At 72.5% G+C, this 24126-nt stretch carries 25 protein-coding genes and 1 riboswitch; of the genes, 13 read left to right on the plus strand and 12 right to left on the minus strand.

The features are described from left to right. Positions 1-105 precede the first annotated feature (105 nt). The 3 genes from AC6EUL_RS09845 to AC6EUL_RS09855 all read right to left on the minus strand — a co-directional run bounded on the left by AC6EUL_RS09845 (position 106) and on the right by AC6EUL_RS09855 (position 2616). On the minus strand, positions 106-861 hold the full coding sequence (locus tag AC6EUL_RS09845) for an N-acetylmuramoyl-L-alanine amidase (RefSeq protein WP_056212229.1): 756 nt from the start codon (positions 859-861) through the stop codon (positions 106-108). Beyond that, positions 858-1583, minus strand: coding sequence for a molecular chaperone DjiA (locus tag AC6EUL_RS09850; RefSeq protein WP_056212231.1), 726 nt, complete (start codon positions 1581-1583; stop codon positions 858-860). The genes AC6EUL_RS09845 and AC6EUL_RS09850 overlap by 4 nt, the downstream gene beginning before the upstream one ends. A 157-nt stretch (positions 1584-1740) precedes the next feature. Continuing rightward, entirely contained in the window at positions 1741-2616 is an 876-nt protein-coding gene (locus AC6EUL_RS09855) for a collagen-like protein (RefSeq protein ID WP_499869969.1), read from the minus strand. 231 nt (positions 2617-2847) lie between these two features. Here AC6EUL_RS09855 and AC6EUL_RS09860 point away from each other — a divergent pair, with 231 nt between their 5' ends. The 3 genes from AC6EUL_RS09860 (at position 2848) to AC6EUL_RS09870 (ending at position 5886) form a co-directional block, all read left to right on the plus strand. Then, on the plus strand, positions 2848-3690 hold the full coding sequence (locus AC6EUL_RS09860) for an ImuA family protein (protein WP_499869970.1): 843 nt from the start codon (positions 2848-2850) through the stop codon (positions 3688-3690). Then, positions 3587-5167 (plus strand): Y-family DNA polymerase, encoded by a 1581-nt coding sequence (locus tag AC6EUL_RS09865; protein ID WP_499869971.1) that lies wholly within the window; start codon positions 3587-3589, stop codon positions 5165-5167. Before AC6EUL_RS09860 ends, AC6EUL_RS09865 begins: the two co-directional genes overlap by 104 nt. Positions 5168-5274: 107 nt before the next feature. Then, the gene (locus AC6EUL_RS09870; RefSeq protein ID WP_499869972.1) at positions 5275-5886 is read left to right on the plus strand and encodes a TY-Chap domain-containing protein; all 612 of its coding nucleotides are present in this window, start codon (positions 5275-5277) and stop codon (positions 5884-5886) included. Here the strand turns inward: AC6EUL_RS09870 and thiC are convergent. Further along, on the minus strand, positions 5865-7757 hold the full coding sequence (gene thiC, locus AC6EUL_RS09875; protein ID WP_056212238.1) for a phosphomethylpyrimidine synthase ThiC: 1893 nt from the start codon (positions 7755-7757) through the stop codon (positions 5865-5867). The genes AC6EUL_RS09870 and thiC overlap by 22 nt on opposite strands. An 80-nt stretch (positions 7758-7837) precedes the next feature. Beyond that, a riboswitch (TPP riboswitch) is annotated at positions 7838-7946 on the minus strand. A 149-nt stretch (positions 7947-8095) separates the two neighbouring features. On the opposite strand from thiC, the gene AC6EUL_RS09880 reads away from it, so the two are divergent. Beyond that, positions 8096-8833, plus strand: a complete 738-nt coding sequence (locus AC6EUL_RS09880; RefSeq protein ID WP_499869973.1) for a BA14K family protein — start codon at positions 8096-8098, stop codon at positions 8831-8833. A gap of 107 nt (positions 8834-8940) precedes the next feature. On the opposite strand, the gene AC6EUL_RS09885 is transcribed toward AC6EUL_RS09880, so the two are convergent. The 3 genes from AC6EUL_RS09885 to AC6EUL_RS09895 all read right to left on the minus strand — a co-directional run bounded on the left by AC6EUL_RS09885 (position 8941) and on the right by AC6EUL_RS09895 (position 10544). Next, the gene (locus AC6EUL_RS09885) at positions 8941-9195 is read right to left on the minus strand and encodes a hypothetical protein (protein WP_056354828.1); all 255 of its coding nucleotides are present in this window, start codon (positions 9193-9195) and stop codon (positions 8941-8943) included. Positions 9196-9320: 125 nt separating this feature from the next. Then, positions 9321-9542: a hypothetical protein gene (locus tag AC6EUL_RS09890; RefSeq protein ID WP_056354824.1), complete on the minus strand. Its 222-nt coding sequence runs from the start codon at positions 9540-9542 to the stop codon at positions 9321-9323. Between the two features lie 186 nt (positions 9543-9728). Further along, positions 9729-10544 (minus strand): zinc metalloprotease, encoded by an 816-nt coding sequence (locus AC6EUL_RS09895; RefSeq protein WP_499869974.1) that lies wholly within the window; start codon positions 10542-10544, stop codon positions 9729-9731. Positions 10545-10808: 264 nt separating this feature from the next. Here AC6EUL_RS09895 and AC6EUL_RS09900 point away from each other — a divergent pair, with 264 nt between their 5' ends. The 3 genes from AC6EUL_RS09900 (at position 10809) to AC6EUL_RS09910 (ending at position 13357) form a co-directional block, all read left to right on the plus strand. Next, a complete protein-coding gene (locus AC6EUL_RS09900) occupies positions 10809-11654 on the plus strand; it encodes an alpha/beta hydrolase (protein WP_499869975.1) in 846 nt (281 codons plus the stop codon). Between the two features lie 25 nt (positions 11655-11679). Further along, positions 11680-12054, plus strand: a complete 375-nt coding sequence (locus AC6EUL_RS09905; protein ID WP_056278054.1) for a hypothetical protein — start codon at positions 11680-11682, stop codon at positions 12052-12054. Positions 12055-12262: 208 nt separating this feature from the next. Next, the gene (locus AC6EUL_RS09910) at positions 12263-13357 is read left to right on the plus strand and encodes an acyltransferase family protein (RefSeq protein ID WP_056379146.1); all 1095 of its coding nucleotides are present in this window, start codon (positions 12263-12265) and stop codon (positions 13355-13357) included. A gap of 4 nt (positions 13358-13361) precedes the next feature. Here AC6EUL_RS09910 and AC6EUL_RS09915 read toward each other — a convergent pair whose 3' ends face one another. Continuing rightward, entirely contained in the window at positions 13362-14219 is an 858-nt protein-coding gene (locus AC6EUL_RS09915; RefSeq protein ID WP_499869976.1) for a glutamine amidotransferase-related protein, read from the minus strand. A gap of 145 nt (positions 14220-14364) precedes the next feature. Here AC6EUL_RS09915 and AC6EUL_RS09920 point away from each other — a divergent pair, with 145 nt between their 5' ends. Next, on the plus strand, positions 14365-14658 hold the full coding sequence (locus tag AC6EUL_RS09920; protein ID WP_499869977.1) for a hypothetical protein: 294 nt from the start codon (positions 14365-14367) through the stop codon (positions 14656-14658). 10 nt (positions 14659-14668) lie between these two features. On the opposite strand, the gene AC6EUL_RS09925 is transcribed toward AC6EUL_RS09920, so the two are convergent. After that, positions 14669-14878, minus strand: coding sequence for a hypothetical protein (locus AC6EUL_RS09925; protein ID WP_056212257.1), 210 nt, complete (start codon positions 14876-14878; stop codon positions 14669-14671). Positions 14879-15058: 180 nt separating this feature from the next. Between AC6EUL_RS09925 and AC6EUL_RS09930 the strand changes: the two genes are divergently transcribed. The 3 genes from AC6EUL_RS09930 to AC6EUL_RS09940 all read left to right on the plus strand — a co-directional run bounded on the left by AC6EUL_RS09930 (position 15059) and on the right by AC6EUL_RS09940 (position 18321). Further along, positions 15059-15382 (plus strand): hypothetical protein, encoded by a 324-nt coding sequence (locus AC6EUL_RS09930; protein WP_056212260.1) that lies wholly within the window; start codon positions 15059-15061, stop codon positions 15380-15382. A 60-nt stretch (positions 15383-15442) separates the two neighbouring features. Further along, complete coding sequence (locus AC6EUL_RS09935; protein WP_499869978.1) at positions 15443-15892, plus strand: GNAT family N-acetyltransferase; 450 nt, start codon at positions 15443-15445, stop codon at positions 15890-15892. A gap of 227 nt (positions 15893-16119) precedes the next feature. After that, positions 16120-18321: a transglycosylase domain-containing protein gene (locus AC6EUL_RS09940; protein WP_499869979.1), complete on the plus strand. Its 2202-nt coding sequence runs from the start codon at positions 16120-16122 to the stop codon at positions 18319-18321. Between the two features lie 113 nt (positions 18322-18434). Here the strand turns inward: AC6EUL_RS09940 and AC6EUL_RS09945 are convergent, their stop codons facing one another. From AC6EUL_RS09945 to AC6EUL_RS09955, 3 genes are all read right to left on the minus strand, one after another. Beyond that, on the minus strand, positions 18435-19952 hold the full coding sequence (locus AC6EUL_RS09945; RefSeq protein ID WP_499869980.1) for an FAD-dependent monooxygenase: 1518 nt from the start codon (positions 19950-19952) through the stop codon (positions 18435-18437). A 115-nt stretch (positions 19953-20067) separates the two neighbouring features. Beyond that, positions 20068-21345, minus strand: coding sequence for an OprO/OprP family phosphate-selective porin (locus AC6EUL_RS09950; RefSeq protein ID WP_499869981.1), 1278 nt, complete (start codon positions 21343-21345; stop codon positions 20068-20070). An 83-nt stretch (positions 21346-21428) separates the two neighbouring features. After that, entirely contained in the window at positions 21429-22268 is an 840-nt protein-coding gene (locus tag AC6EUL_RS09955) for an aldo/keto reductase (protein WP_499869982.1), read from the minus strand. 273 nt (positions 22269-22541) lie between these two features. On the opposite strand from AC6EUL_RS09955, the gene AC6EUL_RS09960 reads away from it, so the two are divergent. Both AC6EUL_RS09960 and AC6EUL_RS09965 read left to right on the plus strand, forming a co-directional pair. Next, positions 22542-23609: an adenylate/guanylate cyclase domain-containing protein gene (locus tag AC6EUL_RS09960; protein ID WP_056212270.1), complete on the plus strand. Its 1068-nt coding sequence runs from the start codon at positions 22542-22544 to the stop codon at positions 23607-23609. Then, positions 23606-24088, plus strand: coding sequence for a YaiI/YqxD family protein (locus tag AC6EUL_RS09965; protein WP_499869983.1), 483 nt, complete (start codon positions 23606-23608; stop codon positions 24086-24088). Before AC6EUL_RS09960 ends, AC6EUL_RS09965 begins: the two co-directional genes overlap by 4 nt. The last annotated feature ends 38 nt before the right edge of the window (positions 24089-24126 follow it).

A 24126-nucleotide genomic window follows, 5' to 3' on the forward strand; every position in this document is an offset into this window, starting at 1 on the left:
CCGCGAAGTGCCCGTCGGCCCTGGCGCAGGCGCCTTCCTCTCTAGAGGCTCCGCGCCCACCCTCTTCCGCAGGAGGACGCGAGCGGAAGCGCGCCCTCTCGTCCCCTACCGTCCCGGCAGCGCCGCGATCAGATCCCGCAGGGTCGTGATCGTCGAGGCGTCGGCGACACCATCGATGCGGGCCGGACGGAAGTGGCGCTGGAACGCCGTCACCACCGCGCCCATGCGGGCATCGAAGGTGGCGCTCACCGGCAGGTCGTAGCCGTAGAGGGCGAACATCGCCTGCAGCGCCTCGATCGGCGGCCCGGCATCGCCCTGCGCGAAGAAGCGGCCGTCGCGGATCGGGGCCGGCGGCACCCAGTGGCCGATGCCGGCGCGGGCGAGGGTCTCCCAGGGGAAGTGCTCGCCCGGGTCCTCCTTGCGCTCGGGGGCGATGTCGGAATGGGCGAGGATCCGGTGCGGAGCGAGGCTCCAGCGCTTGGCGAGATCGCCGCACAGGGCGATCACGGCCTCGATCTGTGCCGGGGGGTAGGCCGGCAGGCCGCCCGCATGGCCACCATTGACGATCTCGACGCCGAGGGAGCGCGAATTCACGTCGCTGAGCCCGGCCCAGGAGCCCTGGCCCGCATGCCAGGCCCGGCGCCCCTCGGGCACCATCTGCACCACGCGGCCGTCCTCCAGCACCACGTAATGGGCCGAGACCTCCGCCACGGGGTTGGCAAGGCGCTGCAGGGCGACGGCCGCGCTTTCCATGCCGGTGTAGTGCAGGATGAGGAGATCCACCGGGCCGGACCGCCGCTCGCCGTGATTTGGCGACGGGTGGACGCTGGTGGCGACGGCGCTCTCGGGCGTCGGTTTCACGTGAGGCCCCGTTCGGCGCTGATCCGGTCATAGGCGGCGTTGATGGCCGCGAGCCGGCGGGTGGCGATGGCCACCGCCTCCGGCGGCAGGCCGCGCGCGATGGCCCGGTCGGGATGGTTCTCCCGCACCAGGGCCCGGTGGGCGGCCTTCAGCCCGGCATCGTCGACGTCGTGGTCGAGGCCGAGGACGAGGTAGGGATCGTCGGAGAGCCGGACGTGGCGGGCGGCGATGCGGCGGAACGCGGCCTCGTCGTAGCCGAAGGTCTCCGCCACCGCCCGCAGGTAGCGCTCCTCCGCCTCGTGGATGGCGCCGTCGGCCTTGGCGATGTGGAACAGGCCGTCGAGCACGTCCTCCAGCAGGGCCGGCTCGTCGTGGAAGGTGGTGGCCAATTGCCGGGCATAGGCCTCGAAGCCGTTCGCGGTGCCCTTGGCGAGGTCGAACAGGCGCTGCACGCCGGGCCGGGCGCGCTCGTCCACCTGCACCACCTTGGCGAAGGCCTCCACCTCGGCCTGCGTCACCACGCCGTCGGATTTGGCCATCTTGGCGGCCAGGGCCACGAGGCCGGTGGTGAAGACCACGTCGCGCGGCGTGGTGCCGAACAGCGCGCCCTCGCGGTCGACCAGGAAGTGCCCGGCCACCCCGCCGACGAGGCCGCCGAGGGGACCGCCGATGGCGAGGCCGAGGCCGGCCCCGCCGAGCTTGCCCCAGATGCCCAGGGTCATCGGACGACCCCGCGGGTGCAGGGAACGGGGCTGGCAGGGGCAGGGAGCATGGACGGTATCGACACGGGTGGGATCGACTTCGGCGCGAAACGAAGCGCGTCCTTACACCGGACGGCTCCGTTTCGGCGAGGGGCGATCGCCCGGGTCGTTCGTCCCCTCAGCGCCGGGCGCAGAGGCCGACGAGGCCCTGGCTCTCGGTGGGGCAGGCCGCGCTCAAGGTTCCGTCGGCGCCCGCCGTCACGATGGCGCTGCCGCCCTTCAGGCAGAGGGCCGAGGCGAGGATCTCGGTGCCCTCGCAGGTGATCGCGCAGCCCGAGGCCGGGCAGGTGTCCTGGCGCACCACCCGGAACGGGGATGCGGGTGCGGCGGCCGCCAGGGCGGCCTGACCGGGCTCGCCCTTCTGACCCGCCGGGCCGCGCTCGCCGGCCGGCCCCTTCGCGCCCGTCTCGCCCTTCGGTCCGGCGTCCCCCTTCGGACCCGTCTCTCCCTTGGGGCCGGGTTCCCCCTTCGGTCCGACCTCGCCCTTGGCACCCGGCTCGCCCTTGACACCCGGCTCGCCCTTGGGCCCCAGGGGACCGGGCAGGCCGGCGACGCCCTGCGGGCCGGCGGGGCCGGTCTCGCCCTTGTCACCCGTTTCGCCCTTCTGCCCCGTCTCGCCCTTCGGGCCGGGCTGGCCGGCGGGGCCGCAATTGGCGATGACCGCCTCGCGCTCGTCCTCGCCCGCCTTCAGGGTGGCGATGCAGTTGGTGGGCACGTAAGGCAGGCGGAAGACGAAGCGGCCCCGGCTGTCGGCGATGATCGAGATGTCCTCGTCGAGCACCACCACGGTGCCGGGCTTGCGCACGCTGCCGGAGATGCGCAGGTCCCCGTTCTCGAAGCGGGCATCGTAGACCTGGATCGGCTGCGACACGACCTGGGGCCGGCGCGCCTTGGCCTCGCCCCGGGGCTGGGCCGCCGTCTGCGCGGCGGCGGGGAGGCCGCCCGCGACGGTGATCAGGCCCGACAGGACCACGAGGGCACGAGCGAAACGCATGGAGTTCTCCCGGCTGATCCGCGTCTTGTGCGCGGCAGGTGAGGAGTGCTGCCCTGCCCTCGCTATAGGGTCAAGCGCGGCGGATCGGCCGGCCCGGAAACCATCGTCCACAAGCGTCCACAGCCGTCCACAGGCCAAGTCCCTGTGAGCAGGCGAAATTCCGAATCCCCCCGGAAACCGATTGAGTGTGTTCCTGTTTTGTTCTTAGCGTAGCGGGATGGAGCGGAGCCGATGAGACAGAGCCCTGAAGACCCTCCCGATGCCGAGACCGAGACCTTGCCGGCGGATCCGCCACATCCGGATGCCGCGAATCCGGGTGCGCCCCCGGATCTGGCAGCCCTGCGCGCCCTCGTGGCCGATCGCGGAGGCGCATCCGTCCTCCGGGGCGCCCTGCCCCTCGGCATCCACGACGTCGATACGCGCCTCGCACAGGGCGGCCTCGCCCTCGGCCAGTTGCACGAGATCGCCCCGGCGCAGGCGGGCGACGAGCCGGCGGCGCTGGGCTTCGCCCTTGCGCTGGTGGCGCGCCACCTCGCCCGGGTGCGCGGCGAGGCCCTGCTCGTGGCGGGCCGGGGGCATCCCCTCCCCTACGGGCACGGGCTGGCCGGGCTCGGCCTCGATCCCGGCCGCCTGCTGCTGTTCGAGGTGGCGAGCGACGGGGACGCCTACCGGGCCCTGGAGGAATCCCTGCGCGCGCAGGGGCTGGCGGCCGTGGCGGGCCTCATCGATGCCGCCCTGCCCCTCGCCGAGAGCCGCCGGCTCCACCTCGCGGCGGCCCGGACCGACCTGCTCCTCCTCGTCCTGAGGCCGCCGGAGGCGGAGAGCCCCAACGTGGCGGCGACACGCTGGCGGGTCGCCGCCGGCAAGGCCCTGCGCGACCGCTTCGGCTGCATCGAGCGGCCGTGCTGGCAGGTGACCCTCGACCGGAGCCGCAACGGGCGGACCGGACATTGGCTTCTGGAGTGGGATCATGCCGCGCATCGTTTCGGTCTGGCTGGAGCACTGGCCGGTCACGCGGCTGAGGCGGGCGCAGGCGGCGTCCGTCCCGAGCGGCGCGCCCAGCGCTCGGGCTGACGGCGACCGCGACAGCGGCCCGATGGTCGTGGCCGCCATGGAGGCCAACGGCCTGCGCCTGGTGGCGGTGGATTCCGCTGCCCGCGCCCTCGGCCTCGTGCCCGGTGAAACCCTGGCCCGGGCCCGCGCCCGGATCGGGACGCCGGTCGCCGTCCATCCGGCCGATCCGGAGGCCGATGCCGCCGCCTTGCACCGCCTCTGCCTGTGGGCCAAGCGCTACACGCCCGTCGTCGCTCCCTACGGCCCGGCGGAGGGCGGCGACGGGTTCTTCCTCGACATCGCGGGGGCGAGCCACCTGTTCGGCGGCGAGGCCGCGCTGGTGGAAGACCTCGCTCAGCGGCTGTCGACCGGCGACATGCCGGCCCGGATCGCCCTCGCCGACACGCCGGCCTGCGCCTACGCCTTGGCGCGCCACGGCGGGGGCGGCCTCGTGGCCCCGGGCTGCAACGCGGAGGCCCTGCACGCCCTGCCCGTCTCGGCCCTGCGCCTCGATGGGGCCACGGCGCAGGCCCTGGCCCGCCTCGGCCTGCGCCGGATCGGCGACCTCGCCACGGCGCCCCGGGCGCCGCTGGCCCGGCGCTTCGGCGAAACCCTGCTGCTGCGCCTCGACCAGGCCCTCGGACACCGGCCCGAACCCCTGGTCAACGCCGAGGACCCGCGCGAATTCCAGGCGGCGCGCGGCTTCCTCGAACCGATCGGGCAGCCGGAGACCATCGTGGCCACCGCCATGGGTCTGATGGAGGGCATCGCCCCCCGGCTGGAAGCGGCCGGCCTCGGCGCCCGGGCCGTACGGCTGACCCTGACCCGCGTCGATGGGATCCTGCGCAGCCTCGACCTCGGCCTGAGCCTGCCGACCCGCTGCCCGGCCCAGATCGGACGCCTGCTCGCCCTGCGCCTCGACCGCCTCGGCCCGGCCCTCGATGCCGGCTTCGGCTTCGAGACGGTGGGCCTCGAGGTCACCGCCACGGGCCCGATCGCGGCACGCCAGACGGCCCTGATGGAGGCCCCCGGCGGGGGCGAAGGCACCGAGCATCTGGGCGATGCCCTGCGCCAGCGCCTCGGCCGGCGGATGATGCGCCTCGGGTTTCGCCAGACCCACCTGCCCGAGCGGGCCGAGGCCGTGGAGCCGTGGCGCGCGAGCCTCCCCGCCCAGGCGGGCCGACCCGATCCGGGAGCCCGCGCGCGCCTGCCGCCGCGCCCGCTGGTGCTGCTCAGCCGGGGCGAAGCGGCCGAGGACGTCATCGCGCTGGCCCCCGACGGGCCGCCGCACCGCTTCCGCTGGCGCCGGCGCCTGCACCACGTCGCCCATGCGGACGGACCCGAGCGCATCGCCGACGAGTGGTGGCGGGCGCCGGGTCTGCTGCGAGACTACTACGTGGTCGAAGACGAGGCCGGCCGCCGCCTCTGGGTCTATCGCGAGGGCTTCCCCACGATGGAGGCGCCCGCGCGCTGGTTCGTGCACGGGCTGTTCGCGTGACGCGACGGGGGAGAACCGCGCCGGGGCGATGCCGCGCCACGCAACCTGTGATAGCACTCCGCGCGATCGGGCACGCCGGCCCGGGGCGGAAACGCAGGGCCATCGGAATGATCCCCACCGGACGGGCGTGGAATCGGGTGCGGCCGTTCGCGGCGGCGCTGCCGGGGATCGTCCACGTCCCGACCTCGGACGCCGCTTCGGACGCTCGCGGCCGCGCCGCCTTCGTCGCGGCTCATCGCTGCGAAGTGGTCACGCGGCTGAGCAGCATCCACCTGCACGGCCCGCGCAGCACGTCCCGGGATCGGTTCCTCACCGTGAGCATCGTCCGGACGGATCAGCGCTACGTGCAGTGCATCTTCTTCGACGAGGATACGCGGATGGGCTGCGAAGCCGCGTCGGGCCGGTACGCGCAGGGGCCGGAGGCGTCTGGCGATGTCCTGCCCGACTCCGCGAAGGCGGCCCTTCATCGGCTGGGCTTCGTGCAGCTCCGGCGGAACGAGAACTATGAGCGGGAGATTTCGCTGGGCACGCCGCCCGACTTCGATGCCGCGGCCGATGTCATGATCGGCACGCTCTCCGATGCCTACGACGCGCGCGCGCACACGCCTCTGGAATTCCACGCACCGCGGGCGGTCCTTCCCCGCGATGCCTGTCCCGGGCCGGTCAGCGAAAACCAGCCGGCCCGGGACGCGGGGGCCTACTCCGCCGCGTCGACGTAGAGCTTGCCACCCTCGGCCTGGAACTCGGCCGATTTCGCCGCCATGCCGGCCTCGCGCTCGGCCGCGCTCAAGGGCGCGGCCTCGCCCAGCACCTGGCCGGCCGCCTCCATCGCCAGCACCTCGGCGCGCAGGTCCTGCGTGATCTTCATCGAGCAGAACTTCGGGCCGCACATCGAGCAGAAATGGGCGACCTTGTGGGCGTCCTTCGGCAGGGTCTCGTCGTGGTAGGCGCGGGCGGTGTCGGGATCGAGGGAGAGGTTGAACTGGTCCTCCCAGCGGAAGTCGAACCGGGCCCGCGACAGGGCGTCGTCGCGCAGCTGCGCCGCCGGATGGCCCTTGGCGAGGTCGGCGGCATGGGCCGCGATCTTGTAGGTGATCACGCCTTCCTTGACGTCGTCGCGGTTGGGCAGGCCGAGATGCTCCTTCGGGGTGACGTAGCAGAGCATGGCGCAGCCGAACCAGCCGATCATGGCGGCGCCGATGCCCGACGTGATGTGGTCGTAGCCGGGGGCGATGTCGGTGGTCAGCGGGCCGAGGGTGTAGAACGGCGCCTCGCCGCACTCCACGAGCTGCTTCTCCATGTTCACCTTGATCTTGTGCATCGGCACGTGGCCGGGGCCCTCGATCATGGTCTGGCAGCCCTTGTCCCAGGCGATCTTGGTCAGTTCGCCCAGGGTCTCGAGCTCGGCGAACTGGGCCGCGTCGTTGGCATCCGCGATGGAGCCGGGGCGCAGGCCGTCGCCGAGCGAGAACGACACGTCGTAGGCCCGCATGATGTCGCAGATCTCGTCGAAGCGCTCGTAGAGGAACGATTCGCGGTGCCCGGCCAGGCACCAGCGCGCCATGATCGAACCGCCGCGGCTGACGATGCCGGTGACGCGGCGGGCGGTGAGCGGCACGTGGGCGAGGCGCACGCCGGCATGGATGGTGAAGTAGTCGATGCCCTGCTCGGCCTGCTCGATCAGGGTGTCCTTGAAGACCTCCCAGTCGAGCTTCAGCGGGTCGCCGCCGACCTTCTCCAGAGCCTGATAGATCGGCACCGTGCCGATCGGCACGGGCGAGTTGCGCACGATCCACGAGCGGATGTTGTGGATGTTGCGGCCCGTCGAGAGGTCCATCACCGTGTCGGCGCCCCAGCGGGTCGCCCAGACCAGCTTCTCGACCTCCTCGGCGGCGGACGAGGTCACGGCGGAATTGCCGATGTTGGCGTTGATCTTCACGAGGAAGTTGCGGCCGATCGCCATCGGCTCCACCTCGGGGTGGTTGATGTTGGCCGGGATGATGGCGCGGCCCCGGGCCACCTCGTCGCGCACGAATTCCGGCGTGATGAAGGCAGGCAGGGCGGCGCCGAAGCTGTTGCCGTCGGCCAGGGCCGCCTGGGCGCCCTCCAGCATCGTCTCGCGCGCCAGGTTCTCGCGGTGCGCGACGTAGATCATCTCCTCGGTGATGATCCCGGCGCGGGCGAACTCGTACTGCGTCACCATCTGGCCGGGCGCGGCCTTGCGGATCTCGCGGGTGGCCGGACACGGGGCCACGAGCTTGTCCTCGGGCACGAAGCCGTTGTCCTCGGGCTTGACCGCGCGCGGGGTCACGGTGGCGTAGCCGCGCCGGGCGATCCAGGGCTCGCGCACCAGCGGAAGGCCGGCCCCGAGGTCGATCCCCGCATCCGTCTCCGTGTAGGGACCCGACGGATCGTAGACCCGCACCGGCGCCTCCTTCGGATCGCTCAAGGTGATCTCGCGGAACGGTACCCGGATGTCGTCGTGCCCGGCCACCGCCGCGTAGACCTTGCGCGAGCCCATGATCGGGCCGGTGGTCACCGTGGGCGCCTGCCCCTGCGGCAGATCCTTCGGAAGAACGGGTGCATTCATCGGGTTCGCTCCTGGCGTGGGAGACGATCCGGACTCGCGAACGGCGGTGTCGGATGGGACGACGCCTGAACATGCGCGCCGCGTCTTGGAATTCCCGTCCCTCCGCCGGTACGAACCGGATCAGGTTCAAGGGTCAGGGCGTCGCGCCCAATCTCAGCCCCCGCACTCGGAGCTCCCCTCGGAATGCTTCCAGATTCGAGGTCGGCGGCCGTTTTGTCAATCGCCGGCCCGACGAACTGAGACGGAACAGGGCCTGAAACGAACTTTATCGTCAGGCCCCGCGTTCCTTTACCAGAAGTTCGATCCTCGGGATCGGCATGCGAACGACAGGTTCTCCCATGAAGCGCATACTCCTGGCATCGGCCGCCCTGGTCGGGGCCCTCTCGATGATTCCCGCCTCCGCGGACGCACGTCCGGGCGGCGGCGGCGGTGGTTTCCGTGGCGGTGGCGGCGGCTTCCACGGCGGCGGCCTGGGTGGCGGCGGATTCCGCGGCGGCAACTTCGGCGGCGGTGGCTTCCGCGGTGGTCTCGCCCAGGGCGGCGGGTTCCGCGGCGGCAATGTCGGGGGCAACTTCGGCGGCGGCGGGTTCCGCGGCGGCCTCGCGCAGGGTGGCTTCAACCGCGGCGGGACCATCGGCGTGGGCGCCGGTGCCGTCGGTGCCGGGGCGGGCCTCGCTGCCGGCAACGGCTTCCGGGGTGATCGCGGCGGCTTCAACCGCGGTGGGTTCAACCGGGGTGGCGCCTATGCCGGGCGCGGCTACGGCTACCGTCGCGGCTATGGCGGCCTCGGCCTCGGGCTCGGCCTGGGTCTCGCCGGCGCCGGGATCGGCTACGGCCTCGGCAGCGCCTATGGCGGCTACTACGGCGACGACTATTACGCCGGCGGCTATGCGCCGGCCTATTACGGCGGTTACGCGCCCTATGGTGGCGGCTATGCCGCGACGGGCTACGAGGCCACCCCGGAGGTCGCGACCAGCGGCGAGGACGTCGCTTACTGCGTCCAGCGCTTCCGGTCCTACGACCGCCGCACCGGGACCTATCTCGGCAATGACGGTCAGCGCCACGCCTGCCCGTAACGGCTGACAGGCTCCGGGACGATCAGAAGGGCTCCGCCGCGCGGCGGGGCCCTTTCGCGTCCGCGGGGCACTTTGATCGGGGGTGCGGAGGCCGGACGCGTCGGGCCTCACGAGCCCTGCAGGCTCTCGGCGAAGTCGTCCGGCACCTCGCCGAAGCTGCCGAGGATCGTGGCGCTCTCCAGTTCCCCCGTCTCGTCGTCGGCCACAACCTTGATCGCCGCCGTCCCGGGAAAGCGGGCGGCCATCGCCTCGGCCTTCTTCAGGGCCCCGCTCTCCGTCACCGCCACCTCACGGTCGCCCGGCGAGAGCCGCTTGCGCTTGAGCACGAAGGTCTGCACCAGGAACGTCGTCTTGAGGGCCATCGCAGGGTCTCTCCACCGGGCCGCGCCGGATCGCGTCGGATCCGGATACCGAGCGCACCTAGCACGAAAGCCCGGTTCCCACGCGACCCGAACGCCGCGGACAGGCCCGGGCCGCGCTCCTCCGCTCAGGCTGTCGGTTCGTGTGGTGCCTCGAGCCGCTGGATCAGGCGCCCCCCGTCCCAGAGCTCGACCGAACGGCCGTCCATGAAGGCCCGTGCTCGCTCCAGCGCCTCCGCCTCGGTGCAGCCCGCGAGGGACTTGGTGCGAAGGACGCGGCCGGCATTGTTCAGCAGCAACACGCGGTAGGCCGACGGCGGCGTCCCCTGCCCCGGCGCATCGTCCCGCATGCCCCCCTCCCGCCTCGACGATCGCGACGGGCCGGTGCGTCGCCCCGAATTCAAGACGAACCGCGCACCGGCTCCGCATGCGTCGCAAGAGTACGGCTCGGCTCGTTAACGTACACACCGCATCGGCAAATCATTCCACGATGGGTTCAAGTCTTCCGTTCGCGGTGGTCGCCCCGCACGAGCGGATCACCACAGGCGCACCAGCCGGAAACCTGCGATCACATCTGCGAGATCGATGCCGAGCAGGTCCGTCAACAGCAAGCTGGCGCGGAACAGCGGCCGGGTGAAGGCGGCGGAGACGAGGAAAAGACCCAGCAGCACCAGCCCCGAATGCCGGGCCATCCGGTCCGCGAAGGCCCAGGGCGGGGATGGCGGCGAAGCCGGCGGGCCGGAGAGCCAGGGTCGGACGATGCCGTAGCCGTCGAGCCCTGGGATCGGCATCAGCCCGAGCACCAGGGCTGTGCCCTGGAACAGCACCGAGACGGCGAGCACCGCACGCAGCGTCTCGGCCTTCGGACTGGCCAGGGCATAGAGCAGCGCGAGAACGACGAGGAAGAGGACGCTCATCGCCGGGCCGGCGGCGGCCACCGCCGATTGCCGTCCCCGGCTCAACCCGGCCTCGGGCGGACCGCCGACGCGGCCTGGCAATCCCACGTCGCCCGGAAATCCCACGCCCCCCGGAAATCCCACGCCCCCCATGATGGTGAAGAGCGCCGGCAGCAGCATGGTCACCACGGGGTTGGGGGCCCGCAGGGGATCGAGGCTGAGCGCGCCGGTCGGGGACAGGCCCCAGAACAGCGCGGCCCGGGCATGGCCGTATTCGTGCAGGCACAGGCCCAGCACCCAGCCGGACATCAGGAACACGAAGGCGGCGCCCGAGCCCGCGAGCGCCCCGGCGCCGATGCCGAAGCCGACTCCGCAGAAGATCAGCCCGATGAGGAGCGCGTTCGGGCTCAGGCCGGGACCGCCCATGCCCTCCGCGCGGCCGGACGCGTCCCTCATGCCACGCCGCGCCGGACCGGTGCGGGCGCGGCGGACCGGTGACGCGTCGTCAGGAGGCGGCTTTGGGGCCGGAGGCCGCTTCGGGGAGGGACGGGCGCGGGAGCATTCACGCGACGCAACATCGCTGGTGACACGCCAAAGTCCAGCCCTACCTCTCGGAGACGCCCCAGTGTCCCCTCCATCCCCAGGGTCCGGCGCGGTTCGGCGCCCCGCCACGACGGTCCGGGGTCGTCGCTCGGTCGCGGCTTCCCCTTCATCGAGCGCATGCGCCTTCTCGCTTCCCTCGTGGCCACCGCCATCCTCGCTCTCTCCGTCCTGGCCGTGACCCTGCTGACCGTCTTCCAGCGGCACCTGATCTATCCGGGCGCCTTCCGCAGCCGAGCGCCCGCACCCGCCCGGCCGGCGCCCCCGGGCACGGAGGCGATCAGCCTGCCCACGGCCGACGGCGAGCGGCTGTTCGGGTTCTGGCGCGCGCCGGAGCCGGGCTGTCCCGTGGTGCTCAGCTTCCACGGCAACGGCTCGCGGCCGGAGCCCGGTGCGGCGCGCTTTGCCGGCGCTCCCTGGCGCGGGGCGGGCTGGGGCGTCCTCGCCATCGCCTATCGCGGCTATCCCGGCTCGACCGGGAGTCCGAGCGAGGCGGGGCTGATCGCCGACGGACAGGCGGCCTACGCGATGGTCCAGGCGCGGGTCCCCGGAACCCCGGTGCTGCTGCACGGCCACTCCCTCGGGGCCGCGGTGGCGGTGGCCCTGGCCGAGGCCCGGCCGCATCTCGGCCTCTATCTCGAGGCGCCCTTCGACTCCCTCTCCGCCATCGTCGCCGGGCGCTTCCCCTTCCTGCCGACCAGCCTGCTCCTTCGGGACACCTTCCGGTCCGATGCGCGCATCGCCGCAGAGGGCGGTCCGATCGTCATCGTCCACGGCCGGGACGATCCGGTGGTGCCCCTCGCGCATGCCGAGCGGCTGGCGGCGCAGGCCGGTCCGCGCACGCGCCTGACGGTCATCGCCGGCGACCACGTCTCCATTCTCGGGACCCAGGACCGCGAGGCCGCGGCCGTGTTCCAAACGAACGACCCCGCCCAGCGCCGGCCTGTTCCGGCAGCGGTCCACTGACGCACGCATCCGACGGGAGACACCCTTGGGACGACGAGCCCGACTCTGGCGCGACGACGACCCGGCGACGCACGGTCCGCAGGCCAAGTCTCCGGTGATCTGCCCGCTCTGCGAGCGGCCGATCCCGCCCCATGCCAAATCGAGTCTGCACCACCTGACCCCGAAGCTGAAGGGCGGGGCGCGGGCCGGCACCGTGCGCCTGCACCAGATCTGCCATTCGGCGATCCACGCCCGCTTCAGCGAGGCCGAGATCGCCCGGCGCCTCGCCGACGTCGATGCCCTGCGGGCGGCGCCCGAGATGGCGGAGTTCCTGGCCTGGGTCCGCACCAAGCCGGACGACTTTCACGCCGCGACCCGCATGACCCGCGACCGCCGGGGCGCCAAGCGCGACCCGCATTGAGGGCGGCGAGGGGTGGCCGCACGCGGGCAAGGCGTGGCCCAAACCGGAGCCGGTCACGGCCCGGCCTTTACCCTCCGTTCGGCATGATCCGCGGGCGGTCCTCGCCGTATCGCCATCCTTAAGACCTGGCGCCGAAGGATCGCGGTCCTGTGGGCGGGGGCGGATCATGGCGGCGGTCGCGGTGGGACAAGGCACGGCGGAAGGAACGGTGGACGGAACGGGGCAGCGCGCAGCGGGATCCCCGCGGGATGCCGCCCGGCTCGCCTGGGTGGATGTCGCCAAGGGCCTGTGCATCATCCTCGTGGTCATGATGCATGCGACGCTCGGCACCGGAATCGCGATGGAGGGCGAGGGCTTCCTGCACACCGTGGTGGCCTTCGCGCGCCCGTTCCGCATCCCGGACTTCTTCCTGCTGTCGGGCCTGTTCCTCGGCCGGGTCATCGACCGCGACTGGCGCCTGTTCCTCGACCGGCGCCTCGTGCACTTCGTCTACTTCTACGTCCTCTGGGTGCTGATCCAGTCGGCCTTCAAGTACGGCCCGATCACCGACGGAGCCGGGCCGGGCGCCTTCGTCGCCCACCTCGCCCTGGCGGTGGTCGAACCCTACTCGACCTTGTGGTTCATCTACCTGCTGGCGGTGTTCTCGGTGCTGACCAAGGCGCTGCGGCCGGTGCCGACGGCCTGGCTCCTCGGCGGGGCGGCACTGCTGCAGGTCCTGCCGATCCATACCGGTTTCGAACTGATCGACGAGTTCTGCGACCGCTACGTCTGGTTCCTGGTCGGCTACCTCTTCGCCGCGCGCATCTTCACCTTCGCCGATCTCGTGCAACGCCACGCCCGCGCCGCGCTGCTCGGCCTGGCGCTCTGGGCCATGGTCAACACCGCGATGGTCTTCGTCCCCACGGGCTTCCCAGCCGTGCCGGTCCTGGCGAACCTCCCGGGCCTCGCCCTCGTCCTGAGCGGCGCCGGCGCCCTCGCGATCGTCGCCATCGGGGCCCTGATGTCCCGGGCCGGCGGGCCGGTGACGGCGGCGCTGCGGGCCTGCGGCCAGCGCTCGATCGTGATCTACCTCGCGTTCTTCCTGCCGATGGCCCTCACCCGCACGCTGATCGTGCGGTCGGGGGCGATCACCGACATCGGCTGGGCGAGCCTCGTCGTCACGGTGGTGGCGATCCTGGTTCCGCTGGGCTTCGAGCGGATGATCCGTCACACGCGCCTGTCGTTCCTGTTCGTGCGACCGCGGGCCTTCCACATCGTCGGCGCCCGCCCGCGGCCGGGCGCTCCCGCCCTGCGCGCGGTCTGAGCCCTCAGGCCGCGGCCTCGACCCGCGGCCGGACGAGACGGTCGAGGAAGTTCCCGATCTCCGCCCGCCGGCGGGCCGGCTCCAGCAGGTCGGGGCCGAGCCGGTGGCGGGCGATCCGGTCCCGGTGTCCCTCCGGGTCAGCATGGATGCGGCAGAGGTCCGCCGCATAGGCCTCCACCGCCGCGCGGTCGGGCAGCGCGCCCGCCTCCACCACGTCCTCGGCGCTGAGGCGCAGCATCGCGGCCAGGGCGTCGAGATCGAGTTCGGGGTGGTACTGCGTGCCCCAGAACACGCCGGCCCCGTGCCGGATCTCGATCGCCTGGACCGACAGGACCGCGTTGCCCGCCAGCACCGTGGCGTGGGCCGGCGGCGTGATGACGGCGTCGAGATGCATGGCGGGGGCATCGAAGCGCTCGCCCCGCCCGGCGAGGAGCGGGTGCGCCCGCCCGGCCTCGGTGCGCACGAGATCGCGCGAGAATCCGTATTCCGGACCCTTCGGGTTGCGGGCCGCATGGCCGCCGGCCACCACCGCGGCGACCTGGACGCCCCAGCACGAGCCGAAGACCGGAAGCCCGGCGCCGAGGGCTTCGCGCACGAGGTCGATCTGGCGCCGCACGGCGTCGGACGCGTCGCAGACGTGGAGCGTCGATCCCGTGAGGAAGAGGGCGTCGAAGCCGGCGAGCCGCGTCCCGGGGGACAAAGCCGCATCGGCGTCGGCCGGGGTGATCAGGGTGCAGTCGACCCCGGGTGAGATCTGGCGCAGGACCTCCGCATAGGCTTGCGCCGAGGTGACGCCGGTGGCTGAGACGTGATCGGCCCGTCCGGACCGGTCGTTCCCATCGGCCACGAGGAGGTGCAGCATGGATGCGGTCCCATCCGGCCCCGGGGGCCGGCCAAAGGGACGGGGAACGATCCCTGCCTGCCCTCGTTCCCGTCAGGCGGGACGCCGGATCGCCGCATGGCGGTCGGCGGCGATCCGCACCGAGAGCCCACGATCGGAGGCTTCGATGGCCATGCGACGTCCCGCGACCGCCCCACTCGGTCGCGCCCGCCCTCGGTGGGCCTCCCTGGGTCTCGCCCTCGCCGGTCTGGTGCCCGGCCTCGCTCCGGCGCCCGCCGCGGCGCAGTACATGGCCCTGACCGCCCCCGCGCCGAAACCGGCCGCGCCCGAGCCGCCGAAGCCGGTTCCGCCGCCGACCCGAGCGGCGGAGCAGGCCTTCGACGGACACCTGCCGAACCAGCGCACGGGACACGGGCGCGAGCGCGTGGTGCGCGACATCTGCATCGGCTGCGACCGCTGACCCCGATCGATCAGGTGTCCGCGCGGGCGCCTCGCGTGATCGCCTCCACCATGCCCTGCGACAGCCGCACGAACTGGCCGGTGCCATGCCCGCGCGCATCGAGGAGTTCGGCGAAGACTGGCTTGGCCGGCTCGTAGGCCAGGGCGTCGCGGGACCGCGGCCTTCGGCGCTTCTCCCGGAGGCGGTCGGCAAGGGCGGCAGGAACGAACGGATCGCGCAAGTCCGGCAGGCTCCTCGTCACGGCCCGCGCGGGTGGGAACCCGCCGGGCGAGGCCCGGGCTTAGGTCCAGGGTGGTTGCGGGAAGCTTAAGGCCGGGCCGCCCGTCACGCTCAGAACCCGCGATCACGGAACCGTATTCCCGCGGCCGTGGTTGGGTCTGCCGAACAGGGAGAAAACTTGATGTCTGACAGCGTGTTGGCGACCGTGACCGTTCCGTCTCTCAGGGCCGCCCGCGTGGCACGGGATCGTCTGTCGCGCGCCGGCTTCGCCCGCAACAGCATCGAGATCGACCGCGTGGACGACGACGCCTTCGAAGTGTCGATCGCGACCCGGCCGGAGAACCATGCCCGGGCCGAGCGCATCCTCAGCGGCTCGCCCCTGGGCAACGACCTGCGGGCCGCAGGACAGGCCGCGGCGAGCCGCTTCCAGGACAATCGCGGTCTCGCCCTCGGTCTCGCGGCCCTGGCGGGCTTCGCCCTGTTCGGCCTGATGCGCCGGGACTAGAACCACCCGCAAGACCCTCGCTCCGCCGGCTCCGGCCGGGGGAGCCGACCGGAGCGATGCGTGGCGAGCCGTTACGGGCTGGAGATCCGGGCGGCGAACGGCAGCGACGCGGCGGGCCTCGCCGAACTTCTGCGCGGCACCGGCCACCCCGCCGCGAGCGAGACTTTGGCCGAGCGGATCGAGGCCCTGCGGCACGGCTCGGGCGCGGCCCTCGTCGCGGTCGACTGGGGTCCGCCGAGCGGCCTCGTCGTCCTGCACTGGTATCCCTCCCTCACGGCCAGCCTGCCCACGGCGCAGATCACCACCCTGCTGGTGGATCCCGAGGCCCGACGGCGCGGTATCGGCCGCCTTCTCCTCAAGGCGGCCTCGCAGGCGGCGCGCTCGGCCGGATGCGGCGAGATTCAGTTGCTGGCCCGCCACGACCAGGCGGATCTGCAGGCCTTCGGCGCCGCCACCGGATTCAGCGATCACGGCTCCGTCTCGGTCCGGCCCCTGCGCAAGAAGGGGTGAGCAGGCCCGCCGGGTTGCGGGGGTCGAGCGGGCGCCCGCGCGGCCGCTCCCGCCGCCCCGGTCGCCCCCTGAACATCCGGTGCACGAACCGCGCGGGCCGTCGAATTTCCCCTGGTTTTTCAAGGCTTTGAAAAATCAGCCGGTTAACACCCCTTAAACCCGCCGCAATTACCGTGCGCAAGCAGGGTCGCTCGAATCGCGAACGAACCTTGGGGCAGACGGGACGCATGGCGAAGGGACGTAGAGGCGCGGGCAGGGGGGAGCCGAACTTCGACGCGCCCGAGGGCCGTGTCGGGGACCCGGCCGATCTCGATCTGCGGCTCTCGCGCGCCGATCGCGCGGGAGGCGGCGTGGCACGAGGCGAGTCAGGTTCACGGGGCGGCCGCGGCGCGAAGAGCCGTGCCCCCGCCCCATCACGGGCGCTGCGCAAGGCGCCGCGCCGGGCCCGCCGCTCGATCCTCGGCCGGCTCGTCTACGGCGTCCTCGTCCTCGGCCTCTGGGGCGTGATCGGCATCGCGGGGCTCGTGGCCTACCACGCGTCGCAGCTGCCGCCGATCGACCAGCTCGCGGTCCCCAAGCGCCCGCCCAACATCGCCATCCTGGCGAGCGACGGTTCGCTCCTGGCCAATCGCGGCGAGACCGGCGGCCGGGTGGTCGGCATCAAGGAACTGCCTCCCTACCTGCCGCGTGCCTTCGTGGCCATCGAGGACCGGCGCTTCTACAGCCATTTCGGCGTCGATCCCGTCGGCATCGCCCGCGCGGTCGCCCAGAACGTGACCCGCCGCGGCGTGTCGCAGGGCGGCTCGACCCTGACGCAGCAGCTCGCCAAGAACCTGTTCCTCACCCCGGAACGCTCCGCATCGCGAAAGATCCAGGAGGCGATCCTGGCCCTCTGGCTGGAGCACAAGTACAGCAAGGACGAGATCCTCGAGCTCTACCTCAACCGCGTCTATTTCGGCGCCGGCGCCTACGGCGTGGAGGCCGCGGCCCAGCGCTATTTCGGCAAGCCCGCCAAGGCCGTGACGCTGGCGGAGGCGGCCATGCTCGGCGGCCTCGTGCAGGCGCCGTCGCGCCTGGCGCCGAACCGCAACCTGCCCGCCGCCCAGGCCCGTGCCGCCCAGGTGCTCGCCGCCATGGAGGAGCTGGGCTTCGCCAAGCCCGCCGACGTCAAGCTGGCGCTCGCGACCCCGGCCCGGCCCGCCGGCGTACGCGGCGGCGGCTCGGCCAACTACGTCGCCGACCTCGTCATGGATGTCCTCGACGACTTCGTGCCGAAGTTCGAGAGCGACATCGTCATCGCCACCACCGTCGAGACCGGCCTTCAGGCCGCCGGCGAGAAGGCGCTGGTGGACGAGCTGAACCAGAAGGGCGGCCGCTACAACGTCGCTCAGGGCGCCCTCGTCTCGATGAAGCCGGACGGGGCGATCCGCGCCCTGGTGGGCGGGCGCGACTATGCCCAGAGCCAGTTCAACCGCGCCACCACGGCCAAGCGCCAGCCCGGCTCGTCGTTCAAGCCCTTCGTCTACCTCGCGGCGGTCGAGCACGGCCTGACCCCCGATTCCGTGCGGGAGGACGCCCCGATCAGCATCAGGGGCTGGAGCCCGGAGAACTATTCCCGCGATTACCGGGGCGCGGTGACCCTGCGCGACGCCCTCGCGCTCTCCCTCAACACCGTGGCGGTCCGCCTCGGCCAGGAGGTCGGGCCCAAGACCGTGGTGCAGACGGCCCAGCGCCTCGGCATCTCCTCCCCGCTGCAGGCCAACGGCTCGATCGCGCTCGGCACCTCGGAGGTGACGCCCCTGGAGATGGTGGGCGCCTACGCCGCCTTCGCCAATGGCGGCACGGGGGTGATCCCCTACGTCATCGCCAGCGTGAAGAGTGCCGACGGCAAGGTGCTCTACCGGCGCAAGGACGGCGGCCTCGGCCGCGTCATCGACGCCAACGCGGTCTCGATGATGAACGCCATGATGCACGAAACCTTCGTGAGCGGCACCGCCAGGAAGGCGGAGGTTCCGGGCTGGGATCTCGCCGGCAAGACCGGCACCAGCCAGGACTTCCGCGATGCCTGGTTCATCGGCTACTCGGCCACCCTGGTGACCGGCGTCTGGCTCGGCAACGACGACGGCGAGCCGACGAAGAAGGTCTCGGGCGGCAACCTGCCGGGCGAGATCTGGAAGGCCTACATGACCGTGGCGCTGAAGGGCCAGAGCCCGGTGATGCTCCCCGGCGCCAATCGCTGGCGCAACCGCGGCCCGTCGTCCGAGCCCGCCGTCACCAACAGCACCCCGGGCGGCCTGATCGGCGCCCTCCTGGGCGAGCCGCAGGCCGCCGCCCCGCCGCGCCCGGCCGCCCGCCACGCGGATGCGAGCCGCGGCCCGAGCCAGGACGACCGCAACTTCCTCGAGAAGCTGTTCGGGGTCGGTGAGTAGCGCCGGCTCCGGATCCCCTCCAATCGTTGCTGCGGGGTGACGGGTCCGCGCTTCGCCCAGGCGCAGCGCCAGCTGGCGGATACGGTCCTGGCTCCGGTCCAGCCGGACCAATGTCAGTCGTCCGCTCCCCAGGTCAGCCCGTGCTGCGCCTGGAAGGCGGCCAGCGTCGAGACGGAGGCTTGCCCATCGGCGAGGGCCACGTAGCCGTCGGGCCGCACGAGGTAGAGGGCGTCCCGGGCAAGGCCGACGCGCTCGGCCTCGGGGCTCCAGGCGCAGACGTGCAGGCGCAGACCCTGCTGACCGCACCAGCGCGCCAGGTCCGGCGCCGCCGCCCCGTGGACCCGCACCCGCCATTCCGGGTCGTCCACGTCCGCGCCCGGCACCCAAGGCAGCCGGTCCCCGCCATGGACCCGGCCCGCCCGGCCGGCGCTGAGCGCGCTGTGCCGGTAGGCCAGGGCGATCTGCGCGATCGTTCGGAACAGGTAGCGCCGGAGGGCCGGGGAACCGGCGACGAGCCGTGCCAGCAGGGGCGCGAGGGTGGTCCGCCCGAGCTGCGCCAACGGGGTCTCCGACGTCGCCAGGGTAAACACCCGGTCCGTCGTCGCGACGAGCCGGCGGGCAAAGCCGATCCGCTCGGTCTCGTAGGTGTCGAGCAAAGCGTCGTCGGCACGCCCCCGGAGACAGGTGGCGAGCTTCCAGCCGAGATTCATCGCGTCGCCGATGCCGGTGTTCATGCCCTGCCCGCCGGCCGGGCTGTGAATGTGTCCCGCATCCCCGAGTAGGAAGGCGCGCCCGTCGCGAAAGCAGTCGGCGACCCGGTGATGCACCCGGTAGGTCGAGAACCAATTCACGGTCCGCGGCGCGATCCGCAGCCGCTCCAGCGCCGTGACGGCGATCTCGTCGAAGGTCAGGCGCTCGCCGCGACCGGCCTGATCGTCGCGCATCGTTCCGACGAGGCGCGCCCGCCCGCGCTCCGCCAGGGGGAACACGGCGAGGAAATCGGCGGCCCCGTCGAGGTTGAGATGGATCTCGCCGTCGATGGCCGGGCCGTCCGCGGCGAGATCGGCGACGTAGAAGAAGCGATCGTAGGTGCCGCCCGGGAACCCGATGCCCAGGGTCTCGCGCACCGTCGAGCGGGCGCCGTCGCACCCGGCCAGATAGGCGGTCGCCACCTGGGCCGGCGCTCCCTCGGCCGTGCGCAGGGTGGCGACGACGCGCGCCCTGTCCTGCGTGAACCCGATGAGTTCGGTGCCTCGCTCAACCCGGATCCCGGCCGCGGCGAGACGATCGATCAGGAGCCGCTCGTGCGCGTCCTGCGGGTAGATCAGCAGGAAAGGATAGGGCGTCGGGTTCCGCGGGTCGGCCGCGAAGGCCACGCGGGCGCGCCGGGTGCCGGCGGTCCAGACGTTGACGGCCGGCACTCGGTGCCCCGCGGCGGCGACCGCCCCGGCGAGGCCGAGGAGGCGGTAGAGTTCGAGGGTGCGCGCCTGGATTCCGAGCGCCCGGGAGGCGGTGCCGGGCCCCGCTGTCCGGTCGATGATCCGGACGCGGATGCCGAGCCGTGTCAGCCACAGGGCGAGGACCAGGCCCGTGGGCCCGGCGCCGACGATCAGGACTTCCGTGCGTTCCATGGATCGTCATGCCGACCCGGATCGCCGGGCGCGGCCCGGCCTGCCGGCGCATCGTAGCATCGCCCCTGGGGCCGGCCGCAAGCCTGCCCAACGGGCTTAGGCCATCCCGAACCGCCTACCAGTAGAGCTGAAACCGCCCGATGAAGCTGTCCGCGTCGATGGTGCGGCCGCCCTGCACCGCCGACGGGCTGGTATGCGAGCGGACGTAGTCGGCGACCACGCGGATGTTGCGGTCGGGGTACCAGTTCAGTCCGACCGTGACGTCGCGCTCGACGCCGCCGCGAATGCCGGCATCGTCGAGGTCGATGGCGCTGAAGCGGGTGCCGAGTTCGAAGACGCCGATCCCGCCCCGCGAGACACGGTCGGCCTCAGCCACCTGCACGCCGGAGAAGATCGCGTAGGTGGCACCGTAATCGGGGGCGAGCTTGTAGGCGCGGCCCTTGCCGTTGAGAATGAGGCTGGCCTGGACGTAGCCGCCCTGGAAGCCGACCGTGCGGGCGCCCCCGAAGCGCTCCACCTCCGTGCGGATGTACTCGGCCTGGACCAGGAACGGGCCGTCGCGATAGGCCGCCTCGAGGCCGATGCGGCGGACGCCCGACGCGTCGCGGATGGCGCCGGTGTCGACGAAGTCGCGCTGGTACAGGAACGCCTCGGACCGGCTCGACAGCGACAGCCCCTGCCCGTCGCGGGGCAGATCGCGAAAGCTTCCGGCGAGGCCGAGATGCAGCACCCGGTCGTCCTCGTGGATCGGCGCGTAGGTGGCGCGCCCCGTGGCGGCGACGCCCTCGCTGCCGACCCCGGTATTGGCGTTGCCGCCGAAGACGCTGGCTACCACCGTCCAGTCCTCTCCGTGGCGGCCGAGCGCGAAACCGAAATTGCGGGCCGGCGCGAAGGCGTCGGCGAGCGAGCGCTCGGTGAACAGGGTGTTGTTGTCGCCGGTTAGCTGGTCGAGGCTGAAGGGCTCCTTCATGTTGCCCACCGTCAGGAGGGTGTTCGCGAAGCCCGTATAGGCGGCGGCCGCGTCGTTGATCGGCCGCATCGGGTCGGCGAAATCGTACTGGAGGGCGAGCTCCAGGCTCTTGCCGAGGGTGAGATAGCTCTCGATCCAGGCCCGGCGCACCGCGAAATTCTCCGGGAAGGGCTCGGGAAAGCCGGGCTGCCGGATGGCCGCCGCCCCGTAATCGAGCTGCAGCTTGCCGCCGATGCGCAGCTTGGCGACATCGGGGAAGCGCAGGGTGATGCCCTTCTCGTCGATCGTCAGGGTCTCGCCGTTGGGCTGGTCGGGATTGCGCGTATCGGGCCGGCTCTTGTCGGTCTTGGCGTCCTCGGACAGCGCAGGGGTGCCGGCGAGGCAGCACAGGCCGAGGACGACCGGATCCAGCCATCGCACCATCGCACGCATTCCTCACAGGGGCCCGGCGCGGACCGTCCGCGCCGGATCGTCCCCGGCCATTGGCCACAACTTCGCCCCGGCCGCTACAGCATCGGCAGGCTGCGCGGGTGCGGACCGCGCGGGAAGGCCGCCTCGAGGGCGGCGCGATCCTCCGACGTCAGGCCGATCGACCCCGCCGCCGCGTTCGCCCGGGCCCGCTCGGGCCGCGCCGTCTTCGGAATGGTGAAGGTGCCCTCCTCCCGTGTCAGGAACGCGACGGCGATGGCCCGCGCCGTGGTGCCGTGCGCCTCTGCCAGGCGGGCGAGCACCCGGCCTCCGGCGCTTCCGGCCTCGGGGAAGTCGCCGCTCCCGAAGGGCGAATAGCCGACCAGGGCGACGCCGTTGCGTCGGCACCAGGGCAGCACCGCGTGCTCGATGGCGCGCTCCTTCAGATGGTAGAGCACCTGATTGCAGGCGATCTGGCCCGGCCCCGCGATCGCCAGGGCCTCGTCGAGATCGGCGACGTCGAAGTTGCTCACCCCCCAGGACCGGATCTTGCCCGCCTGCTTGAGGGCGGAGAAGCCCGCGATGGTGTCCTCCAGCGGGTAGCGGCCCGGCCAGTGCAGCAGGTAGGCGTCGAGATGGTCGGTGCCGAGGCGCTTCAGCGAGCGCTCGCAGGCGGCGACCACCCCCGCCCGGCTGGCATTGCCGGGCACCACCTTCGACACCAGGAACACCTCCGCGCGCCGGCCCGCGATGGCCTCGCCCACCAGGGGCTCGGCCTCGCCGTACATCTCGGCGGTGTCGATATGCGTCAGGCCGGCGTCGAGGCCCGCCCGCAGAGTCGCGACCGCGGCGGCGCGGTCCGCCTGGTCGAGGTGCCACGTGCCCTGTCCGATGACGGGCACCGCCGGCCCCGCCGTCCCGAAGGTTCTACTCCGCATCCGCCTCGCGCTCCCAGAATGGTGATCTCCTCTGGCAACGCATGGCGGCCACACCGGTCCCCGATCCGCGGGCCTGCGTCACCTTGGCCTTACTCGCGCCATCATGGGGCGATGATCAGGACGGGGTTCGAAGCTCGGCGCGCCAAGGGGCGCCGCCGCCTCCGGACCCATCCCCGAAGGGGTCCATCCGTTGCGCAGCGCTGCACCCTCCCCCATCCTGGCCGGATCGCCGCGGCCGGCCCCCGCCGGGGCACCGCACGAGGGACGCCGCTGATGCTGCCGCAGCACCGCTGGTTCTGGCTCCTCATCCTCTTCGCCTGCGGCGGCGCGGGTCTCCTCTACAACGTGCTGTTCGCCGGCGGCGCGACGCCCCTCGCCGGCCTGACCTACGGCCTGGCCGTGGGCGGCACGACGCTCGCCTTCGACCGGGGCATGATCCTGGGCGGCCTACAGGCGCGGATGCGCCGGATGCCGGCGAAGCTCTACGTGCCGGCGGCCGAGCTCGCCTACGTGCTGATGATCGCCGCCGGGATCGCGCTGGGCGGGTTGCTGGTCTGGGCTCTCGGACTCACCGACGACGACCTCAGCCACGCCGTGCGGATCACCCCGCGGGTGCTGGCCTACTGCCTCGCGGTCTCGGCGATGCTCGTCTTCGTCATCCGCATGCGCGATCTCATCGGCGGCGAGGTGTTCGTGAACTTCCTCGTGGGGCGCTACCACCAGCCCGTGCGGGAGGAACGGATCTTCCTGTTCCTCGACGTCGTCGGATCGACCGCCTTCGCCGAAACCCACGGCGACCTGAAGGCCCAGGCGTATCTCGGCGCGGTCTTCGCAGCCCTCGCCGAGCCCGTCCGGCGCAACGCCGGCTCCATCGACGACTATATCGGCGACATGGCGATGATCACCTGGCCGATGGCCCGCGGCCTGAAGGATGCGCGCTGCGTCGCCTGCGTGTTCGACGTGATGGACCGCCTGGACGCGGAATCCGAGGCCTGGATGGCGCGGTTCGGCACCGTGCCGCGCCTGCGCGCGGCCCTGCACGGCGGCTCGATCGTCACGGCGGAAGTCGGAGTCGACCGGCACAAGATCGCGTATTTCGGCGATGCGGTGAACGTCACCGCGCGCATCGAATCCCTGTGCCGGCCCCTCGGCACCGAGATCCTCGTCTCGGACGACCTGCTGGCCCGGATCGCGCGCCTGCCCGCGGGCATCCGCGCCCGAGCCCTCGGCGCCCACGCCCTGCGGGGGCGCGGCCAGCCCCTCAGCGTCTCGACCCTGGAGCGCGTCGGGACGGAGACGGTGGAGTCCGGCGTACCGCCGCACGCGGTCGCCGCGCAGTGAGCGGGGTCGAGCCGACCCGGTCCATCGTCGTCTACATCGACGCGGATGCCTGCCCGGTGAAGGACGAGACCTACCGGGTCGCCGGCCGATACGGGCTGCACGTCTGTGTCGTCGCCAACAGTTTCCTGACGCTGCCGCGGGAGCCGTGGATCGAACGGGTGGTGGTCAGCGACGGGTTCGACGCCGCCGATGACTGGATCGCCGAGCGAGCCCGGCCCGGTGCCATCGTCGTCACCGCCGATGTGCCCCTGGCCAGCCGCTGCGTGAAGGCGGGCGCCGACGTGCTCGCCCCCACCGGCAAGCCCTTCAGCGAGAGCGGCATCGGCATGGCGCTGGCCACGCGCAACCTGATGCAGGACCTGCGCGAGGCCGGCGCGATCACCGGCGGGCCGAAGCCGTTCTCGGCCCGCGACCGCTCGGCCTTCCTCGGCGCCCTCGACCGCACCGTGATGCGGCTGAAGCGGGGCGGCTTCGGCTAGGCTTCCGAATCCGAACCGTCGACCGGTGCGGCAGAGCC

The sequence above is a fragment of the Methylobacterium sp. 001424705 genome (assembly GCF_059816145.1).

Excerpts from the sequence above, each read along its gene's own strand:
- AC6EUL_RS09850 (WP_056212231.1), bottom strand. The coding sequence starts at position 1,583 with ATGACCCTGGGCATCTGGGGCAAGCTCGGCGGGGCCGGCCTCGGCCTC.
- AC6EUL_RS09945 (WP_499869980.1), bottom strand. The coding sequence starts at position 19,952 with ATGGAACGCACGGAAGTCCTGATCGTCGGCGCCGGGCCCACGGGCCTG.
- AC6EUL_RS09885 (WP_056354828.1), bottom strand. The coding sequence starts at position 9,195 with ATGGCCCTCAAGACGACGTTCCTGGTGCAGACCTTCGTGCTCAAGCGC.
- AC6EUL_RS09870 (WP_499869972.1), top strand. The coding sequence starts at position 5,275 with ATGATCCCCACCGGACGGGCGTGGAATCGGGTGCGGCCGTTCGCGGCG.
- AC6EUL_RS09940 (WP_499869979.1), top strand. The coding sequence starts at position 16,120 with ATGGCGAAGGGACGTAGAGGCGCGGGCAGGGGGGAGCCGAACTTCGAC.
- AC6EUL_RS09865 (WP_499869971.1), top strand. The coding sequence starts at position 3,587 with ATGCCGCGCATCGTTTCGGTCTGGCTGGAGCACTGGCCGGTCACGCGG.
- AC6EUL_RS09955 (WP_499869982.1), bottom strand. The coding sequence starts at position 22,268 with ATGCGGAGTAGAACCTTCGGGACGGCGGGGCCGGCGGTGCCCGTCATC.
- AC6EUL_RS09895 (WP_499869974.1), bottom strand. The coding sequence starts at position 10,544 with ATGAGGGACGCGTCCGGCCGCGCGGAGGGCATGGGCGGTCCCGGCCTG.
- AC6EUL_RS09890 (WP_056354824.1), bottom strand. The coding sequence starts at position 9,542 with ATGCGGGACGATGCGCCGGGGCAGGGGACGCCGCCGTCGGCCTACCGC.
- AC6EUL_RS09900 (WP_499869975.1), top strand. The coding sequence starts at position 10,809 with ATGCGCCTTCTCGCTTCCCTCGTGGCCACCGCCATCCTCGCTCTCTCC.
- AC6EUL_RS09920 (WP_499869977.1), top strand. The coding sequence starts at position 14,365 with ATGGCCATGCGACGTCCCGCGACCGCCCCACTCGGTCGCGCCCGCCCT.
- AC6EUL_RS09860 (WP_499869970.1), top strand. The coding sequence starts at position 2,848 with ATGAGACAGAGCCCTGAAGACCCTCCCGATGCCGAGACCGAGACCTTG.
- AC6EUL_RS09855 (WP_499869969.1), bottom strand. The coding sequence starts at position 2,616 with ATGCGTTTCGCTCGTGCCCTCGTGGTCCTGTCGGGCCTGATCACCGTC.
- AC6EUL_RS09880 (WP_499869973.1), top strand. The coding sequence starts at position 8,096 with ATGAAGCGCATACTCCTGGCATCGGCCGCCCTGGTCGGGGCCCTCTCG.
- thiC (WP_056212238.1), bottom strand. The coding sequence starts at position 7,757 with ATGAATGCACCCGTTCTTCCGAAGGATCTGCCGCAGGGGCAGGCGCCC.
- AC6EUL_RS09950 (WP_499869981.1), bottom strand. The coding sequence starts at position 21,345 with ATGGTGCGATGGCTGGATCCGGTCGTCCTCGGCCTGTGCTGCCTCGCC.
- AC6EUL_RS09915 (WP_499869976.1), bottom strand. The coding sequence starts at position 14,219 with ATGCTGCACCTCCTCGTGGCCGATGGGAACGACCGGTCCGGACGGGCC.
- AC6EUL_RS09960 (WP_056212270.1), top strand. The coding sequence starts at position 22,542 with ATGCTGCCGCAGCACCGCTGGTTCTGGCTCCTCATCCTCTTCGCCTGC.
- AC6EUL_RS09930 (WP_056212260.1), top strand. The coding sequence starts at position 15,059 with ATGTCTGACAGCGTGTTGGCGACCGTGACCGTTCCGTCTCTCAGGGCC.